The organism is Erythrobacter sp. KY5, from assembly GCF_003264115.1.
Classification (GTDB): domain Bacteria; phylum Pseudomonadota; class Alphaproteobacteria; order Sphingomonadales; family Sphingomonadaceae; genus Erythrobacter.
Window position 1 is genome coordinate 1,362,000 of sequence record NZ_CP021912.1, and the last position, 18,212, is coordinate 1,380,211.

Annotated in this window: 15 protein-coding genes, 1 tRNA gene and 1 pseudogene; 9 read left to right on the top strand and 8 right to left on the bottom strand. The window is 60.9% G+C overall.

Annotated elements, in window-relative coordinates; translation table 11 throughout:
* The first annotated feature begins 91 nt into the window (after positions 1 to 91).
* Positions 92 to 2,296, top strand: a complete 2,205-nt coding sequence (locus CD351_RS06385; RefSeq protein ID WP_234027259.1) for a TonB-dependent receptor — start codon at positions 92 to 94, stop codon at positions 2,294 to 2,296.
* A 53-nt stretch (positions 2,297 to 2,349) separates the two neighbouring features.
* Here the strand turns inward: CD351_RS06385 and CD351_RS06390 are convergent, their stop codons facing one another.
* The 3 genes from CD351_RS06390 to rsgA form a co-directional block, all read right to left on the bottom strand.
* Positions 2,350 to 3,174: a hypothetical protein gene (locus CD351_RS06390; protein WP_162627637.1), complete on the bottom strand. Its 825-nt coding sequence runs from the start codon at positions 3,172 to 3,174 to the stop codon at positions 2,350 to 2,352.
* 496 nt (positions 3,175 to 3,670) lie between these two features.
* Complete coding sequence (locus CD351_RS06395) at positions 3,671 to 4,426, bottom strand: VOC family protein (RefSeq protein ID WP_111991828.1); 756 nt, start codon at positions 4,424 to 4,426, stop codon at positions 3,671 to 3,673.
* Entirely contained in the window at positions 4,423 to 5,514 is a 1,092-nt protein-coding gene (gene rsgA, locus CD351_RS06400) for a ribosome small subunit-dependent GTPase A (RefSeq protein ID WP_111991829.1), read from the bottom strand. Before rsgA ends, CD351_RS06395 begins: the two co-directional genes overlap by 4 nt.
* A gap of 624 nt (positions 5,515 to 6,138) precedes the next feature.
* On the opposite strand from rsgA, the pseudogene CD351_RS06405 reads away from it, so the two are divergent.
* Positions 6,139 to 6,543 (top strand): annotated as a pseudogene (locus CD351_RS06405) (VOC family protein); the annotation flags it as partial.
* A gap of 114 nt (positions 6,544 to 6,657) precedes the next feature.
* Here the strand turns inward: CD351_RS06405 and CD351_RS06410 are convergent.
* Positions 6,658 to 6,733, bottom strand: a tRNA-Thr gene (locus CD351_RS06410).
* A 202-nt stretch (positions 6,734 to 6,935) separates the two neighbouring features.
* Between CD351_RS06410 and CD351_RS06415 the strand changes: the two genes are divergently transcribed.
* The gene (locus CD351_RS06415; protein WP_234027261.1) at positions 6,936 to 7,352 is read left to right on the top strand and encodes a TM2 domain-containing protein; all 417 of its coding nucleotides are present in this window, start codon (positions 6,936 to 6,938) and stop codon (positions 7,350 to 7,352) included.
* Positions 7,353 to 7,458: 106 nt separating this feature from the next.
* Here CD351_RS06415 and CD351_RS06420 read toward each other — a convergent pair whose 3' ends face one another.
* Together CD351_RS06420 and CD351_RS06425 are read right to left on the bottom strand one after the other, a co-directional pair.
* Positions 7,459 to 8,373: a hypothetical protein gene (locus CD351_RS06420; RefSeq protein WP_111991831.1), complete on the bottom strand. Its 915-nt coding sequence runs from the start codon at positions 8,371 to 8,373 to the stop codon at positions 7,459 to 7,461.
* Positions 8,366 to 9,727, bottom strand: coding sequence for a replication-associated recombination protein A (locus CD351_RS06425; protein ID WP_111991832.1), 1,362 nt, complete (start codon positions 9,725 to 9,727; stop codon positions 8,366 to 8,368). Before CD351_RS06425 ends, CD351_RS06420 begins: the two co-directional genes overlap by 8 nt.
* 115 nt (positions 9,728 to 9,842) lie before the next feature.
* Here CD351_RS06425 and CD351_RS06430 point away from each other — a divergent pair, with 115 nt between their 5' ends.
* The 3 genes from CD351_RS06430 to CD351_RS06440 all read left to right on the top strand — a co-directional run bounded on the left by CD351_RS06430 (position 9,843) and on the right by CD351_RS06440 (position 11,576).
* Positions 9,843 to 10,496: a PadR family transcriptional regulator gene (locus CD351_RS06430; protein ID WP_234027262.1), complete on the top strand. Its 654-nt coding sequence runs from the start codon at positions 9,843 to 9,845 to the stop codon at positions 10,494 to 10,496.
* 122 nt (positions 10,497 to 10,618) lie between these two features.
* A complete protein-coding gene (locus tag CD351_RS06435) occupies positions 10,619 to 11,023 on the top strand; it encodes a hypothetical protein (protein ID WP_162627638.1) in 405 nt (134 codons plus the stop codon).
* 124 nt (positions 11,024 to 11,147) lie between these two features.
* On the top strand, positions 11,148 to 11,576 hold the full coding sequence (locus CD351_RS06440) for a hypothetical protein (RefSeq protein ID WP_111991834.1): 429 nt from the start codon (positions 11,148 to 11,150) through the stop codon (positions 11,574 to 11,576).
* A 19-nt stretch (positions 11,577 to 11,595) separates the two neighbouring features.
* Here the strand turns inward: CD351_RS06440 and CD351_RS06445 are convergent, their stop codons facing one another.
* Entirely contained in the window at positions 11,596 to 12,795 is a 1,200-nt protein-coding gene (locus CD351_RS06445) for a glycosyltransferase family 1 protein (protein WP_111991835.1), read from the bottom strand.
* A 187-nt stretch (positions 12,796 to 12,982) separates the two neighbouring features.
* Here CD351_RS06445 and CD351_RS06450 point away from each other — a divergent pair, with 187 nt between their 5' ends.
* The 3 genes from CD351_RS06450 to CD351_RS06460 all read left to right on the top strand — a co-directional run bounded on the left by CD351_RS06450 (position 12,983) and on the right by CD351_RS06460 (position 17,084).
* Entirely contained in the window at positions 12,983 to 14,161 is a 1,179-nt protein-coding gene (locus tag CD351_RS06450; protein ID WP_174214250.1) for a phosphoserine transaminase, read from the top strand.
* A gap of 146 nt (positions 14,162 to 14,307) precedes the next feature.
* Positions 14,308 to 15,888: a phosphoglycerate dehydrogenase gene (gene serA, locus CD351_RS06455; RefSeq protein ID WP_111991836.1), complete on the top strand. Its 1,581-nt coding sequence runs from the start codon at positions 14,308 to 14,310 to the stop codon at positions 15,886 to 15,888.
* Positions 15,889 to 15,965: 77 nt separating this feature from the next.
* Positions 15,966 to 17,084: an ATP phosphoribosyltransferase regulatory subunit gene (locus CD351_RS06460; RefSeq protein ID WP_111991837.1), complete on the top strand. Its 1,119-nt coding sequence runs from the start codon at positions 15,966 to 15,968 to the stop codon at positions 17,082 to 17,084.
* 41 nt (positions 17,085 to 17,125) lie between these two features.
* Here CD351_RS06460 and CD351_RS06465 read toward each other — a convergent pair whose 3' ends face one another.
* Positions 17,126 to 18,196, bottom strand: a complete 1,071-nt coding sequence (locus CD351_RS06465) for an alpha/beta hydrolase (RefSeq protein ID WP_111991838.1) — start codon at positions 18,194 to 18,196, stop codon at positions 17,126 to 17,128.
* Positions 18,197 to 18,212 lie beyond the last annotated feature (16 nt).

Genomic DNA, 18,212 nt, shown 5'->3' on the forward strand with positions numbered 1-18,212 from the left:
TAATTTCTTCTGCATACCTTGTAAATGCTAATCATTTGCAATAGCGGAGTGACTTACTGCGAACGACTCGCAGCATATGTAGGGGTGTCTCGTGCGTTTCAATCTTCTAAATTCGGCCTCGTGTGCCGTTATCGCAGCGGTCGCTTCAACAAGTGCTCTGGCAGAGACCAGTTCGGTCGAAGGATCGGCAGACGTCCTCGATGACGATCAGCCGGTTATCATCGTGACCGGGCAAAAAACCGAGCAGTCGCTTCAGGACGTCACCGCGAGCGTCGATGTGACGACCGCTGAGGAGATTGCACGCGAGCCGATCATCGACCTGTTCGACATTGTAGAGCGCATCCCGAACGTCACCGCGTCCTTTGGCGAGCAGGGTTTTGCCATCCGCGGGATCGACCAAAGGGGCATTGGAGGCACGGGCGCGACCCTCATCGTGTTTGTCGATGATAGTCCGCTCAGCAATCAGACTGCTTTCTTTGGGCCGACAGACAGTTGGGATCTGGGACAGGTCGAAGTCTTTCGCGGTCCGCAATCGACCAATTTTGGGCGCAACGCTTTAGCCGGGGCAATTTATCTGCGCACCCAGGACCCAACCTACGAGTGGGATTTTAGGCTGCGCGGGGAGGTGGGCGATAATGGGCAACGCCAAGCGGCGATTGCGGGCGGCGGCCCAATCATCGACGATGTGCTCGCCTTTCGTGTTGCTGCCAATTATCGCGAAAGCGATGGTTTCGTGTTCAACACCTTCTTGAACGAAGAATACGACAACACCGAACTCACCACCGGTCGCTTCAAGCTCCTGTTCGAGCCGACCGACAACCTCTCGATCATCTCGACCTCATCCTACACCGAGAATTTCGCAGGTGAGGACGGGATCGACCCGACCAATGGTAATCCCGGCAATCCTGTTTCACCCGAGGACGTCATTCGTGAGGTCGCCGTCGACGCACCGGGGCTTGAGGGAACAGAGACCTTCATCCAATCGATCAATGCGACCTGGGATGTTTCCGATCGCGTTCAAATTCAGTCGATCACAACTTATCAGGATACCGATTATGTTCGCCAAGAAGACTTCGACGGTACGCCTGCGCCGATAGCGGCGCTGGATCGAACCGGCGCTGATGAGGCCTTTTCGCACGAACTCCGGGTCAAGTATTTTGGCGATCGTCTCACCGTGGCAGGCGGTGCCTATTTCTTCACTAACGAAGATGGGTTCACGGACAATTTCACCGTTCCGGCGACCGCGGTGAACCCGGCATTGCCCGCTAGCATTCTTATCAACCGCGTGGCGCAGACCACCAATGAAACGACGAATTATGCTGTCTTCGCGGACGGTGAGTTTGCCCTGAACGACGCGGTCGATCTGTTGTTCGGATTTCGGTACGATCACGAGGAATTCGAAAACACGGCGATCGCAGACACATCGACTGTAGACCCGCTTCCTCCAGGATTCGTATTCCTCGCGGCGCTGCTTGGACAAACCGAGGCGATTACCGAGGCCGAATACGAAGCCTTTCTGCCCAAATTCGGTGTGCGTTGGAACATCAATCCGGACGCCAATATCGCCTTCGTGTCGCAACGCGCTTATCGCGCTGGTGGAGCGCAAATCTCGGTTCTGGACGGAGCGGTGAACGAGTTCGATCCCGAGTTCTTGTGGAATTACGAGCTTTCGGCCCGTACCATCTGGCTTGACGGGCGGCTGCGTTGGAATGCCAACATCTTCTATTCGGATTGGAGCGACCAGCAGGTGCTTGAACCGCTCCCTGGAATTTCGGATTTCTTCCGAACGGTCAATGCCGGCGAGTCCACCCTTTACGGCTTTGAGACGGACTTCAGTTTCGATGCGAGTGACGAGATCGAAATCTATGGCGGCCTCGGCTACTCTTTCACCGAATTCGACGACTTTCAAAATGGCCGTTTCGACCCAGCACTGCCTGCGAGCGAGACCAACCAGGAAAATTTCGCAGGCAACCGCTTCCCCTTCGCCCCGCGTTGGTCAGCGAACTTCGGGGTCGCCTACGCTCAGGAGCAGGGGCTGTTTGGCGGCGTGGACGCAAACTATCAGTCAGACGTCTTCAACTCCTCGGAGAACTTTGCGATCAATCGGTGCTGCCAACGCATCCTGGTCAATGCACGCATCGGCTACACGTGGCGAAACTTCAGCCTGAGCGCCTATGTTCGCAATGCGTTCGATGAACAGTATTTCTCGTTCCTCGACGCTTCGGCCCCCGGAGAGGAATTTTCCCGTCTGGGTGACCCGCGTACATTCGCAATCCGACTGGACGCAGACTTCTGAAGGAAGCAGGTTGGACGGCGAGGCGGTAAACACTCGCCCCGCCGTCCATCATCTCACCGTGCAGGCAGAGCAAGAAGAAAGGCCGAGCCAGAAGCAGTCAGGGCGCTTTGGTCTGCATCGAGCTTTGGCGGCATTTCTGCGCCAGGATATGCTTTTGCCAGAAGCGCCAATGCTGCGGTCAGGCGCGCATGCAGGTCCGCGTCCGCTTGTTTGATCTCGCTGTCTGACGCCGCGAAGATCACTTCTGCCGCTTTGTAGAAGCCATAGCCATCAAGGTAGGGCGGATAGATGCCGTCGCTCGCGGCTTGTCGGTACATCGAGATTGCACGATCGATCTGGTCGGCGACCACGCCCGCTTCGACCATCGCGTCGCTTGTCCCGTCGTCCGGCGCTTTTCCAGCGGCAGCTCGCAATGCTGACACAATTGCGTTGAAGCGCTCGTTTATCTGCGCTTCGCTCTCCCCGTTCAGGACCGCCGCCGAAGCGTCGCTGAACAAGGGTTTGAAGTCGTCTACGCCAAGCTCCGAGAAAACCGGGTCCATATTGAGCAGCACCTCTGACACGGGGTGAGCGAACATCTCAGCCGCTTCATCGGTTCTTCCGATTGCAAAAGCGTCGCGTGCGGCAATTGCGTGAGCCTCGGCTACTGCAAGCGCCGAGCCGTATTCGACCGGATCGGTGCTTGCAGAAGCGAAGTCGACACCGCCTTCTCCGCTCTCACCACCTTCTCCGCCTTCGCCCGGGCCCATTTCTCCGGGCTGGGAGGATTGCGAGGCGTCAGAAGTTGCCACAGGCTCATCCGAGCATCCGGCTAGCCCCGCGCCAGCAAGCGCCGTCGCCAAACCTAGTCCCGCCCATACCTTCAGTTCCACTTTCATCGCAATCCTTTCACAACAACCACACTGGAAGCAGTAGTGGCTTCGGCGCGTATTGCAAACGATTCGCAACTTGTGGGATGGGTGATCCTGACAATGTGTCTGACCAGCTAAGCGAGCAGCCTCATTTACGTCGGTCGGAGAATAGAGGCCGCTTCTTGGCAGGATGGTAGTAGCATCAAATCCAATGAGAAGCCGTCGTGACGGACGCGGCAGGCTGGTCTCGCTTTAGGTCGCTTGCCCAGGGTCTGCTTTTGCGTTGCCCGAGCCGAAATCGGCAGGACCGCTGAAGGCCTAGTCTGGGTCCTTCCACCGTGGTTCGCTCGAAAGGCAACATTTGGGCCTTATACGGACAGTCCGGTTCTGGCCGAGGAAGTAGCAAAAGCGGCAATTCGGCTTTCGACCCTAATGGCGGACGTTCCAGACCGACGAGGGTCAACCCAAAAGCGGACCTCTTCCGGCTCTGTAAGCCGTGTCCTGATGTGGTCGGCGTCCTCCGCTAGCTATCCACCAGGCATAAAGAGGCACCCCCGGGATCCCTCAGGAACACAGGATTGCTCTCCCACTCATTGGAGGACCTGCCCTCGAGCAGCTGGGCTCCCTGCACCTTGGCTTCCAGCGCGGCGCGATGCGCGTCATCGACCCGCACGCTCGGCAGCCACATCGCCTGCGTATCCTGACCACCAGCATTCAGAAGCCGCCCAATATCGGTGGAGGAAGGTCCGACGATGCGGCACTCTCCATCGGTGCGCGCCGATGCTGCCGAGAGCTCCCAGTCGAACAGCTCCAGATAGAACCCGGCGGGGAACGCGGACCGTCCCGACAGATAGATCTCGGGTCCGAACTGCCGGGTCGGAGCGGGATAGTCATGGCGCGAGAGCGCCAAACCGATCAGCGCACCGGCAGGGTCTCGCAACAATGCGTTTCGGCCCACCCCCGGAACCTCGAAGGGTTCGCGCAGGATGGTCCCGCCGAGCTCCTGCGCCTGGGCACATGACGCATCGACATCCGCGACTTCGACATAAGCAATCCAGCTGTTCGGAAACGCCTCGGGTGTTTGCGTACAACCGGCGCCGGCTTCCCCGTCCAGCAGCGCGAGAATGAAATCCTTCTCGCCCCCGCCCCACGCAAAGTCCGTCGCGTGCTCGTTCTCATAGCGCCAGCCTGCAACGCGCCTGTAGAAGTCCAACGAGCGCTGAAGGTCGCTCGAGAACAGGTCATGCCAGATGATCCGGCCGATCTTCTCCGAGTTCATGATGCTCCTCCTTCGTCGAATTTCGCTTGCTTGATCCGGCGGACGATCTTTCCGAATTCCTTGTCTCTTGATCGGCGTTCGGCGAGGCTGGCATTGTTGAAGGCCTCTTCCGCCTTGAGCTTGCGCCAGCGGTTCAGCCGGGCCTCGTCGATAGCGCCATGTTCGATGGCATCCAGGATCGCGCAACCCGGTTCAGCCTCATGCCGACAATCCTTGAAGCGGCACTGGGACGCCAGTTCGTGCAGATCGGCAAAGACACTGTCGATACCGGACGCTGCATCGGTCAATTGCAGCTCGCGCATGCCCGGCGTATCGAGAACGACGCAGCCGCCCGGGATCAAGTGCAGCTGACGCCGGGTGGTCGTGTGGCGTCCCTTGGCATCGTCCTCGCGTATCGGCTGAGTTGCGATGGCATCGCTTCCGGCCAGAGCATTGGTGAGGGTCGATTTCCCGACACCCGACGAGCCGAGAAACGCGACGGTTTGTCCCGGTTTGCACCATGGGCCGAGCTTCGTTCCGGGCTCGTCGCCTCGCGCATCGAGAGCAATGACCGGAACCAGATCGGAGATCGCCTGAGCTTTGGCGAGATATTCCTCGACGCCTTGTGCCAGATCGGACTTGGTCAGCAGGATGACCGGAGCGATGTCTGCTTCGAAAGCGATGGCAATATAGCGTTCCAGGCGCGCGACATTGAAATCCTGATTGCACGAGGAAACGATGAAAATCGTGTCGATGTTGGCAGCGATGAGCTGCACATGCCGGTCCGTCCCAGGTGCGCGACGCTTGATCAGGCTCTTTCTGGCGAGGATGCGGCTCGCGCCCGGTCGCTGGGGGTTCAGCATGATCCAGTCACCGATGGCTACGCCGTCGATGGGCACGATGGCCCGATCGATACCATCGCCGACCACATGCATGGCACCGCGATGGACTTCGACGATCCGGACAGGTGGAGTCTCAGACAGCTCATCGGCGCTGACTTGCCGAGAGAAGAACGGTTGCCAGCCAAGCGTTTCGAGAGGTGTCGGTTGTCGTTGGTCTCGTCCGCCCAAAGCCTTGGATGGACGGAACACGGAAAAATCCTTGGTCATTGTGAGTAGCTTTCATGTCGCTGCCGCGAGCGTTGCTCGGGCGCAAAGTGTCAGAAATTACTGAGGTCGCAGACGAAGGAAGTCACCCAGGCGAACCTGGCAACCGTGACGCTTCGTCAGATTTGCACCGGGAGGAATGGTCTTCCTCCCCACTTTAGCAGGACATCAAAGCTCCGTTTTTCCTGTAACCATTGATAGTCGTTTTTCGACCGAATCACAAGGTCCACAGGACGGGTGGTCTCTGGCAGGATGCAGACGCTGATGCTGCCGATTGAGCGTGTTGTCCCGCCAAAACCAGACCGTCCGCTTTCCACCCAATCTCAGCCGATTGCATGGAAGTATCTCGACCATGAAACCTGGCAGCCTTGTGCGTCCAGCTAATCGAAAAAATGGGGCCGTACACGGACAGTCCGGTTTTGGACGCGGTTTTACCGAAGCTGCCATTCGCCGTTCCAATATCAGTGCCCGTTTCCGAACAGATTGAGACATTCATTTCAGGCAGCACAAACGTCTCAATCTCACAAAAACAGTTTCTGGGGCTGCTTCAGTCCGTCCGGCGGGACGGACTACTGATTTCGGCGCTATCCGGCTTGTCGGTCGGTAGTATCGGGGTCGGAATTCTATGTCCCGCTCATCCCCGACAGCTCCATCGACAACGTGTTCGAGCACGGTCAGACCGACGATCCTATGATCGTCGAGTTCACCCTTGGCGGCGCACCGATGATGATCCTCACCGCAGGCCCGCATCACAAGTTGACACCGGCTGCGTCGATTAGCGTGCTGACCAGGGATCAGGCGGAGACCGACCACCTGTGGAGCGCACTCGTCGCCAATGGCGGAGAGGAAAGCCAATGCGGATGGCTGGTCGATCGCTTCGGCGTCTCCTGGCAAATCGTCCCGGAAAACCTGCCGCGCCTGCTTGGCCAACCCGACCGTGCAGCCGGAGCGCGGGCGCAAGCTGCGATGATGCAGATGCGCAAGATCGATATCGCCGCGCTCGAGGCGGCGGCAAGGGAACCCGCACGATGATCAGGCTTTACGGAACGGGCGCAGGTCGCGCATGTCTTCCCTGAATCAGCGGAAGTGAGCCGGTTCTCGGACAGTTGAGTCAGGCATCGTGAGGTCCGACAAAGAGCAGGGCGCTGGTGCCGGTTAGAGGATTCGAACCCCTGGCCTGATGATTACAAATCAACTGCTCTACCAACTGAGCTAAACCGGCGTGCCAGTGCGGCGTTCTTGCGAAGAGAGCGCCCGCTAGCCGCAAAGCGCCCCTTCTGTCCAGATGGCAAAACAACCAGACTGCAATCGGGCTGCACAATTCGGTTTGCCGAAGGCAGTTTGCGCTTTGTCGAATGGGGCGCAAATGGCCTTGCATCCCGCCTGCTTAAGATACATCTTAGTGCCACAGAAAGGGGCAAATGGTGGACGACAATCTGCACAAACAGATGGTATTTGAAGAGAACCGAAAGTCGACGGGGGTTGCATATCTCCTGTGGCTTTTCCTTGGCTGGTTCGGGGTCCACCGTTTCTATACCGGCAACACCAAATCAGGCGCGATCCAGCTTGTCCTTACGCTGACGGGGATCGGGTTCCTGCTTGTCACCTTCTGGTGGTGGCTGTTTGATGCACTGCTCGTGCCGGGCCTTGTGAATGAGCGTAACCGCAACACGATCGACATGATCAACGCGTCTATGTCCTATCGCGACGGCGAACATGTCGAAGAACCGCGCCGGATCGAGACCGAGGCCGACCGCAAGCGTGAAGCGATGCTCGAAGACCTGCGTCAGACCGGATACCGCAAAGAACGGCGCAGCGATTTTTCGCAGTTGTATCGTTGAGTTTGCGCGCCCGCATCCGCGGGTGCGTCCTCGCTAGACGCGCAGCAAAGCTGCGCCCGCTGCGGGCGGGCGGTCGCCCTTGCGGTCGCTGGCGCGACCGAAATTCCTACAACCCTCCAAACGTCCATCCTTCTGTCCAGGCGATTTCCGCCGTCAGGCAGCGCGGTTCCCAGCGCTCGGGTTCGCTCGCGGTCTTGCGCAGCCATGCGGCGGTCAGCAGCGCGTCCGAAGAGTGGTCGTCAATCTCGCCAAACTTGTCGACCGGCGGACTGTCCAATGCGCCTATGGCTGCGTTCAGGTCGGCAAAGGTGAGCAGTTTGGTGCGCGTCCCGTTTCTGCCGCCCAGCGCATCGGCGGCTTCGCGCGAGGCGAGGCCGGTATAGATCTCGACCAGCATCGAGCCGCCCTGTTTGAGCCGTTTTTCAGGCACCGGGTCCATCGGCCAAACCGGCAAAGACCCGCGCAGTTTGTGCAGCATCCGCATTCCGGTTAGCGAGCTTTTGCCCACCTGCGCCGCACCCACCAGATTGAAATTTGAAACAGGGCGGCACTTCTGGCGCCACTGGGCGACTTCGGCCTCGCGCAACCGGCCCGTCTTGCTCGCCGCATCGGGCAGGTGGAAGCGGTCGCCCTCATCGCCCTTGCCGTGTCGGAAGTATCGCCGCGCCTCGACATGTTCGACAAAACTGTGCGCGCCAAGCTGCGGGTCGCCCTCGCATATCTCGTCGATCAGTGCCCAGAGCTTCTTTGCATGGCTGGGAGAGCGGTCCCAGCCGGGAAAGAACGCCCCGCAATCGTTGAAGGGCAGCGAAATACCAAGGTCGATGCCGACAAGTGTGTTGGCGGGCAGTTCGTCGCGCAGCAGGCGATAGACATCGACCCGCGACCACCCGCCTGAGGGTGGCTCCACCAGCACCGGCGGGCCACCCGCCGCCTCGGCAATGGCGAGCGCTATGCCCTTGTGCCGCTCACCTTTCGCGCCCGACCAGTCGACGGCGAGGAAGTGGTCCCAATCACGCATTTTTTCGTCCTACCGCTTCGCTGCTTGAGGACGCAGGACTGCCGCGCTGCTCCCGCAGCTTGTCCCAATAGGCGATCCGCTCGCGCACCTTGCGCTCGAACCCGCGTTCGACCGGCTCGTAGAAAGTCTGCGGCTCCATCTCCTCGGGCCAGTAATTGTCGCCCGAAAAGCCTTCGTCGGTGTTGTGGTCGTAGGCGTAGCCTTCGCCGTATCCGATATCCTTCATCAGCTTGGTCGGCGCGTTGAGGATGTTGGCTGGCGGCATCAGCGAACCTGTCTCCTTCGCGGCGCGGAAGGCGGATTTTTGCGCTGCATAGGCGGCGTTCGATTTGGGCGCGGTGGCGCAGTAGAGGCAGGCCTGCACAATCGCGAGCTCGCCCTCGGGGCTGCCCAGGAACTGGTAGGCATCCTTTGCCGCAAGACACTGGGTGAGCGCCTGCGGGTCGGCAAGGCCAATGTCTTCAGAAGCAAAGCGCACAAGGCGGCGCAGCACATATAGCGGCTCTTCCCCGGCGGTGAGCATTCGCGCGAGGTAATAGAGCGATGCCTGAGGATCGGAACCGCGCAAGGATTTGTGAAGCGCGCTGATGAGGTTGTAATGCCCGTCGCGGTCCTTGTCGTAGACCGCAACGCGCCGTTGCAGAAAGGCGCCGAGAGCCGCCGGGTCAAGCGGTGCGTCAAGCTTCGCATTGTAGAGTGTCTCGGCCTGACCGAGCAGGAAACGCCCGTCTCCATCGGCGCTTGCAATCAAGGCTGCGCGCGCGTCCTCGGTAAGGGGGAGGGGGCCTTCGAGTTCCTCGGCGCGGGTGAGCAGCTTTTCCAGCGCTTCATGGCTTAGCCGTTCGAGGATCAGCACCTGTGCCCGGCTAAGCAGTGCAGCGTTGAGGGCAAAGCTGGGGTTCTCGGTCGTCGCACCGACCAGCGTGACTGTCCCGCGTTCGACAAAGGGGAGAAAGCCGTCCTGCTGCGCGCGATTGAAGCGGTGGATTTCGTCCACGAACAGCAGCGTTGTCTTGCCCGCCTGCGCCATCTTGTCTGCCTCGGCAAAGGCTTTCTTGAGGTCGGCGACGCCCGAAAACACCGCGCTGATCGAGACGAAGCGCATTCCCACCGCATCGGCGAGCAGGCGGGCAATGCTGGTCTTGCCAGTGCCCGGCGGACCCCACAAAACCATGCTGGCGAGCTTGCCCGCCGCAACCATCCTTCCGATTGCGCCTTGCGGCCCGGTCAGATGTTCCTGCCCGATCACTTCCTCCAGGGAGCGCGGGCGCAGGCGGTCGGCAAGCGGGGCGTCCGCGCGCGGTTCGTCGCTCGCGCGGGCGGACTGGGGTTCATCTGCAAACAAATCGGCCATTCGTGGATCGAGATAAGCCACTCGTCGGAAAAAGCCATATCGCGTGATCAGAGCTCTTGAAGAGATAGGTCAAAGATATATCTTGGGCGTCATAAGAACTATCAGGAGACCTATGATGACGAGAAGGTATGGACGTGGCGGCTGGAACCAGTTGGGCCCGATGCTTGCCATGATGGCCGCGCAGGCCGCGAATGAATGGGATTCCAGCAGCGAGCGTGACGAGCGCCGTTCGCGCCGCTCGCGCACCTGGCATGACGGAACGAACACGCGCAAGCGCCGCGGCCGCATGTTCGGCACGGGCGAACTTCGCCTCGCGCTGCTTGCGCTCATCGCCAAGGAGCCGCGCCATGGATACGAACTGATCCGCGCGATCGAGGACATGACCGGCGGCAGCTATGCCCCGTCGCCCGGGGCGGTCTATCCCACGCTCCAGATGCTTGAGGAAGAAGGCCTCATCAAACCGGCCAAGGTCAAGGAGAGCGCCGACGACGAGGACGCCAGCAGCAAGAAACCGTTCAAGGTGACCAAAGCCGGCAAGGCCGAACTCGCCGACCGCGAAGACGAGGTCGAAGAGCTCATGGGCCGCCTCGGCGAACACGCTGTGCGAGCCGAAAAGGTCAAGGCCAAGTCGCCCGACCTGTGGCGTGCAATGGGCAACCTTGCGACCGTGCTCAAGAACCGCGCGCGGGCGGGCAAGCTCGACCAGAAAGCGATCGACGAGATCGTCGACATCATCGACGAAGTCGCCAAGCGGATCGAGCGCCTCTAGGCGGTTTAACGCCTGCGAAACCACAAGGCTTTGCTTTAAGAACACGTCTCCGGGTGCATGAAGAACACTCGCGCGGGCCCGGATACGCGGTTCGCAGTCCTTCAGACCCGGAGACTTGATCCATGCGAGCCATTCTTTCCAGACGCGACGTACCGGGCGAGGCAATGCCGTGGCACATGCTTGCGGTGGGCGTGCTCGTGCTTGCGTGGTCGGTCATGGTGTTTGCCAAATACGGTGTGCTCGGCACGGCGTCGGGCGAAATCTCGGGCTGGACACAGGTTCACGTCGCGGCATGCGTCTGGGGTAACTTTGCAGGCGCGATCCTGCTGCTGGCCCGGTCGCGCTGGGCTGTGCAGGCTTTCGTGACCGGCATCGTGGGTATCATGGCAGCGTCATTGACGCTCATCATCCAGAACGGCCCTGCGGCCAGCATCTACCATATGCCGGCGCTGTTCGGCCTTTGGGTCATCACGCAGACCGCGCTGCTTTATGCACTGCGCGTACGCTCTCGCGGGCTGCTGCGCTAAAGCGCTTGGAAGAAAGCGATATGTTCCTGATCGAAGCCGCGCTTGCGAGGCGCAGCGCGATCTGACACTTCTCATACCCGACGGGTCGCCGATCAATGGTCGCGATATCGCGGGGAGAGACATAATGAACATAATCGGGCGCGCAAAGACACCGTGGCACCTCTGGGTGGTCGGCATACTCACTTTGCTTTGGAACGCGGTTGGCGGGTTCAGCTATACGATGACCCGGCTCGGTATGCTCGAAAGCCTCGGAATGAGCGAGGCCGAGATCGCCTTTTTTGAAAGCCACCCGGTCTGGGCGAACACGTTCTGGGCGATGGGCGTGTGGGGTGCAATCGCGGGTTCAATCCTGATCCTGCTGCGTTCGCGTTTCGCAGTTCATGCAACGGTGATTGCGATTATCGGCCTGATCGGCACGACCATCTTTCAATATGCGATGATCGAAGTGCCCGCGAGCCTGCAAAGCCCCGCGCTTACGATCATGATCTGGGTGACCACGCTGTTCATGCTGATCTACGCATCGCGCATGACGCAAAATGGCGTGCTTCGTTAACCAGCCTGCGTCGGCCAGCCTACTGGGCTTCGGCCGCCTGCAATGCGCGGCGGTCTTCGATGAGGCGGATATAGGTATCGGCGACGACCTGGTTGATCGCGTCCCAACTGTATTCGAAACTGCGTTCTTCGCCCGCGCGTCCATGCGCCATGCGAAGCGCGGGGTCGGTGCAATAGGGCGCGATAGCCTCGGCCAGTCCTTCGCTGTCGGGGGACTGATCACCTTTCTTGCCGGTAAGCGGGACAAGCCTGCCGGTGACGCCGTCATTGACGAGGCTCGATGCACCGGTTGCGCCAGCTGCGACGACAGGCAGGCCGCAGGCCATCGCTTCGAGCGTTACGTTACCGAATGTCTCGGTGACGCTGGGATTGAAGAAGATGTCTCCGCTCGCCAATGCCTGCCCCAGATCCTCGCCGGTCTTGAACCCTGCAAAGATCCCTCCGGGCAGCGCGTCCTTGAACCAGTCATGCGCAGGCCCGTCGCCGATGACCAGCACCTTGTGCGGGACCTGGCGCTTTCTCAACTGAACGATGGTTTCGGCAAAGACGTCGAGGCCCTTTTCCATCACCAGCCGCCCGAGGAACACGATCGCCACGTCGTCGTCCTCAAGACCCATGGAGCGGCGCCATTCGAGATCGCGCTTTTGCGATGAGAAGATCGTGCGATCCACCCCGCGCGACCACAGCGCGATATCGTCATGCATGTCCATCGCGAGAAGTTCGTCGATCATGCTTTGCGAAGGCGCGACCAGCGCATCGCAGCGATTGTAAAAGCGCTTGAGAATGCCGACCACCAGAGGCTCGGTAAAGGCGAGGCCGTAATAGCGCGGATAGGTTTCGAACCGGGTGTGAACGCTCGCCAGAACGGGAATGTCGTGCTGCTGCGCCCAGCGCAGCGCCGCGTGCCCCGCCGGATCCGGCGAGGACAGGTGGACGATGTTGGGCTGAAACTTTTCCAGATCGCGCTTGACCGCGCCGCCAAGGCGCAGCGGCAGGCGATACTCCCCGCGACCTTTCACCGGCATGCGCACATTGGGCACTCCGACAAGGTCGCCGGTCGGCGGAAAATCAGGCTCGGCAACCTTGGGGGAATAGACGCGTACCTTTGCGCCCTTGTCGAGGAGCGAGCCGACAAGGCGGTTCAGCGCCTGGTTCGCTCCATCTCGGGTGTAGTTGTAATTGCCGCTGAAAAGGGCAATGCGAAGGTCATCGGTCTGCATTGCCGGGCACATCTAGGGCACTCGCGCGTTGAATGCGAGAGCCTTGCGACAAGCATTTGATCTTTGCCCAATTCACTTTCACCGGTTGCGTGCGATTTCGCATTGACTCTTTCCAGCGCAACATTAGTTCGGCCAGCGGGCCACGCGGTCCCAACGCCGCGCGTGCTCTCTGTAAGGAGAGAATACAATGACTGACTACACCCGCGGGCTCATGCATGAGCCCCCGCTCAAACCTGAGCGCCCCCAATTTTCTTCCGGTCCCACGGTAAAGTTCCCGGGCTGGTCTCTCGACAAATTGAAAACCGATTCGCTCGGGCGCTCGCACCGCTCGGCAACCGGCAAGGCGCGTCTGAAATACGCGATCGACCTGTCGAAGGAACTGCTCGGCATTCCGGAGGACTATCTGGTCGGCATCATGCCGGCATCGGACACCGGCGCGCTTGAATGCGCGATGTGGACGATGCTCGATCCCGCGCGCCCGGCAACGGTCGCCGCGTGGGAAAGCTTCGGCAATGTCTGGATTCAGGACGCGGTGAAGCAGCTGAAGCTTCCTAATTTGCAAACGCTTTCAGCCGATTATGGCGAGATCCCCGATCTCTCCACCATCCCGCAGCGCAATGACGTGGTGTTCACATGGAACGGCACGACCAGCGGCGCGATGATCCCGAACACCGACTGGCTCGAACCGGGCCGTGAGGGCGTGACCATCAACGATGCGACCAGCGCCATTTTCGCTCAGGAAATGGATTGGCCCAAGCTCGATGCGACGACCTACAGCTGGCAGAAGGTGATGGGGTCCGAGGCCCAGCACGGCATGCTGATCCTGTCGCCAAAAGCGGTCGAGCGGATCGAAAGCTACGATCCGCCTTGGCCTTTGCCCAAGCTGTTCCGCCTCAAAAAGGGCGAAAAGCTCAATCGCGGCATCTTCGAAGGGGCGACGATCAACACGCCTTCGCTGCTGGCGACCGAGGATTACATCGCGGCGCTCGAATGGGCAAAGTCGATTGGCGGGCGTCAGGCGATGTTCGAACGCGCCGATACCAACGCCAATATCGTCAAGGACTGGATCGAGGCGAAGCCGTGGCTGCGCAACATGGTCTCCGACCCGGCGAAGCGCACCAATACCGGCGTCTGCATGATGTTCCAGGGCGACTGGTACGAAAGCCTTTCGGCAGACGATCAGGCAGCCGTGCCGAAAAAGATCGTCAAGATGCTCGAAGAACGCAATGTCGGTCTCGACTTTAATGGCTATCGCGACGCGCCCCCGAGCCTACGCATCTGGTGCGGCGGCACGGTCGAGGCGGAGGATATCAAGCGCCTCCTGCCGTGGATCGAATGGGCTTACGAATCCGTCAAGAACGGCTGATTTACCGCCTCTTACCTGATTTCTGGCGTCACCCCGGACTTGGTCCGGGGTCCCGCTAGTTCCCTTTTCTCCTCCCGCAACAAGAAGCGGGGTCCCGGATCAAGTCCGGGATGACGATTGGAGTATTTCCAATGAGCAAACCCCCAATGAAACCTCGCGTCCTCATTTCCGACGAGATGGACCCCAATGCAGCGCGCATTTTCGAAGAGCGCGGCTGCGACGTCGATGTCATCACCGGCGAAACGCCTGAAGAACTGAAAGCGCGGATCGGCGAATATCACGGCCTCGCCATCCGGTCCTCGACCAAGGTGACGGCCGAAATTCTCGATGCGGCGACCAACCTGAAGGTCATTGGCCGCGCCGGGATCGGTGTCGACAATGTCGACATTCCTTATGCGAGCGGCAAGGGCGTCGTGGTGATGAACACGCCCTTCGGCAACTCGATCACCACCGCCGAACACGCCATTGCGATGATCATGGCGCTTGCCCGGATGATCCCGGCGGCAGACGCGCGCACGCAAAAAGGCGAGTGGCCCAAGAAGGATTTCATGGGCATCGAAGTCACCGGCAAGACGCTTGGCCTGATCGGGGCCGGCAATATCGGCTCGATCGTTGCAAGCCGCGCGCTTGGCCTTCGCATGAAGGTCATCGCTTACGATCCGTTCCTGACCGAGGACCGCGCGGTCGAAATCGGGGTGGAGAAGGTCGATCTCGACGACCTGCTCTCGCGCGCCGACTTCGTCAGCCTGCATACCCCGCTGACGGACGAGACCCGCAACATCCTGAGCCGCGAACGACTTGAGAATGCCAAGCCCGGCATTCGCATCGTCAATTGCGCGCGCGGCGGGCTGATCGACGAAGCCGCGCTCAAGGATTGCCTTGAAAGCGGGCAGGTCGCTGGCGCCGCGCTCGATGTGTTTGCGCAGGAACCGGCGACGGATAATCCGCTGTTCGGTGCGCCCAACTTCATCTGCACCCCGCACCTTGGCGCATCGACGACCGAAGCGCAGGTCAATGTCGCGCTGCAGGTGGCCGAACAGATGGCCGATTACCTCGTCAATGGCGGGGTGACCAACGCGCTCAACATGCCATCGCTGAGCGCGGAAGAAGCACCGAAGCTCAAGCCGTATATGGCGCTTGCCGAGAAACTGGGCAGCCTCGTGGGACAGCTTGCCCACGGCAACCTCACCAAGATCAGCATCGAGCGCGAAGGCGCGGCGGCTGAACTGAACGGCAAGCCGATCACAGGCGCGGTGCTGGCGGGCTTCATGCGCCGTTATTCGGACACGGTGAACATGGTCAACGCGCCGTACCTTGCGAAGGAACGCGGCCTGGATGTGAGCGAAATCCGCCATCAGCGCGAAGGGGCGTTCAACACGCTTATCCGCGTGTCGGTCGAAACCGATGCGGGCACGCGCTCGGTCGCCGGCACCTTGTTCGGCAAGGACGCGCCGCGCCTCGTTGAGATTTTCGGCATCGGGATCGAAGCCGACCTCGAAGGCAACATGCTTTACGTCGTCAACGACGACAAGCCGGGCTTCATTGGCCGCATCGGTACGCTTCTGGGTTCGAACAGCATCAATATCGGCACCTTCAACCTTGGTCGCCGCGATGCGGGCGGGGAAGCGGTGCTGTTGCTCAGCCTGGACGATGAGCCGGGCGCCGAAGTGCTGGCCGAGGCCGAAAAGGTCGAAGGCGTGAAGATGGTCAAGGCGCTCAGCTTCTAGATTTTGCTGCCAATCCTCTCAAACTCGCCATCCGAGCTTTACGCTTGGGTGGCGATTTGAGTAGGGGTCGCCCCGACATGACCAAACCTTCAAAAAACCTTCCCGGCGATCTCCTCCCCGTTGGCCTTGAAGACAGGCTGCCCAAATCTGCCGCGCGGATCACCGCCGCGATGCGCGCCTGTCTCGATACGCTGGGGAGCCATGGCTATGACCGGGTGCGGCCGCCGTTGCTCGAATTTGAAAGCGCGCTTGCGGCCCGGATGGAAGGCGTCGCAACGCGCCGCACCTTCCGCATGGTCGACCCGGCGAGCCTTCGCACGCTTGCTTTGAGGAGCGACATCACTCCGCAAATCGGGCGGATCGCCTCGACCTCGCTCGCCAGCGCACCGCGTCCGCTGCGGCTCGCTTATTGCGGCGATACCGCGCTCATTCAGGCGAGCCAGCTCGACCCGGCGCGTGAACGATTGCAGCTGGGTGCAGAGCTGATCGGGGCGGACACGGTTGAAGCTGCTGGCGAGATCGTCAGCCTCGCGATCGAGGCGCTTGGTGCAGCGGGTCTCACCGGCATTTCGGTCGACTTCACGCTGCCCGATCTGGTCGACACTCTGGCAGCGCGCGATGGCCTTGAGCCGGGTACGATCGAAGCAATCCGGCGCGAGCTCGATACCAAGGATGCTGGCGGGCTGAAGCAGGCGGGAGGGAGCGATTACCTGCCGCTGCTTTACGCGACCGGCCCGTTCGAAGACGCGCTCACCAAACTGCGTGAGATTGACGCGGGCGGGGTGCTCGCCACCCGGCTCGACGGGCTCGAAGCGATTGCAGCGCGCGTGGGTGACACGGCGCGGATCACGCTCGACCCGACAGAGCGGCATGGGTTCGAATATCAGAGCTGGTTCGGCTTCACGATCTACGCGGACGGCGTGCGCGGCGCTGCCGGGCGCGGGGGTACGTATCGCATAGGCGGAAGCGAAGAGGCGGCGACCGGCTTCACGCTTTATGTCGACCGTCTGTCAGAGGCCGCTCCGCAGCCGGAGACCCCGCGCACGGTCTATCTGCCGACAGGTCACGACACTGCGAAAGCTACAGAACTGCGCGCCGATGGATCGCGCACGATTGCGCAGCTGGTCGAGGGCGAAGACCCCAAGGCGCTGGGCTGCACGCATGTATTGAACGGAACGGACTTGAGCGAGCTTTAGGAGCCGATGGCCTAGATCGACTTCATCCGCGACACATGTGATCAGTTGAAAACCCGCGCCAGAAACGCGTCGACCGCCTGCGTTTGCGCAGCGCCCGCCTCGGTGCCGAGCTCGCGGTTCATGCGGCTGTGGTCGGTGCCGCTAATGGGCACGGCTTCGGCCTGGCGCCCTTCAAGACCCAGCGCGCTGGCGAGCGTTTCGGCCTGTAATTTCGCTTCGGATCGTTCGGCGACATAGAGCGCAAGCCAGCTGGGCGCGTCCTCTCCGCCGACATGGGTGACCGGCGACAAGGCCGCCTGCCGCGCAGGATCGGTGCCAAAGGCGTTGTTGTAGATCTGGAACGCCTGCGGTTCGGCATCGGCCATGTTGGCGGCGATGTCATATCCCGCGCCATCAAGAAGCACGACGCCCCTGATCGCACCGAAAGCCTCGCCCGCATAGCTGGGATCGGTCGCCACCAGCGCGGCGAGATGCGCGCCCGCGCTATGCCCCATCAGTACAATCCGGTCCGCGTCAATTCCAAGGCTCGCCTGTCCACGCAGCGCCTTGATCGCGTTGCCCACGTCGCGCGCCTGTTCCTCCACCGGAGCGCCGGGGAGCACACGGTAGCCGGTCGAGGCGAAGTGATAACCTGACTTGTTGAAGTGGCCGGGCTTTGCCTGCACGTTCTCATGGCTGCCGAACGACCACCCGCCGCCATGGATAAACAGCACGACCGGCAATTCGTCCACTGCATCGTCGGGCGCATAAATGTCGATCTGCTGGCGCTGGTGGTTTCCGTAAATCACCGTGTGAGAGACTTTCGCCGGGATGTAACTCGCGGATATATCGGGCCTCTGCCCCTCCTCGCCGCCGCGTCCTTCACGCCCGCCACGGCGTTGCTCCATACGTTCGCGAATTTCGCCTGCGCAGCCGTCCGACAGTTCGGCAAAGCGTTCCTGGAGGCATGATCGGATTTGCGAGCGGTCGGACCCGCACAATTGCCGGATCTCGCTCATGCAGGCTCGCGAAGGGCGATCGCGCTGCTGGGCGTGCCCGGTGCTGGCAAAGACAAGACCGCCAAGTGCGACAAGACCTGCGGCCTGACAGGCAAGTGGACGGGAGAAGCGCATGCGGAAGGTTCCTCTC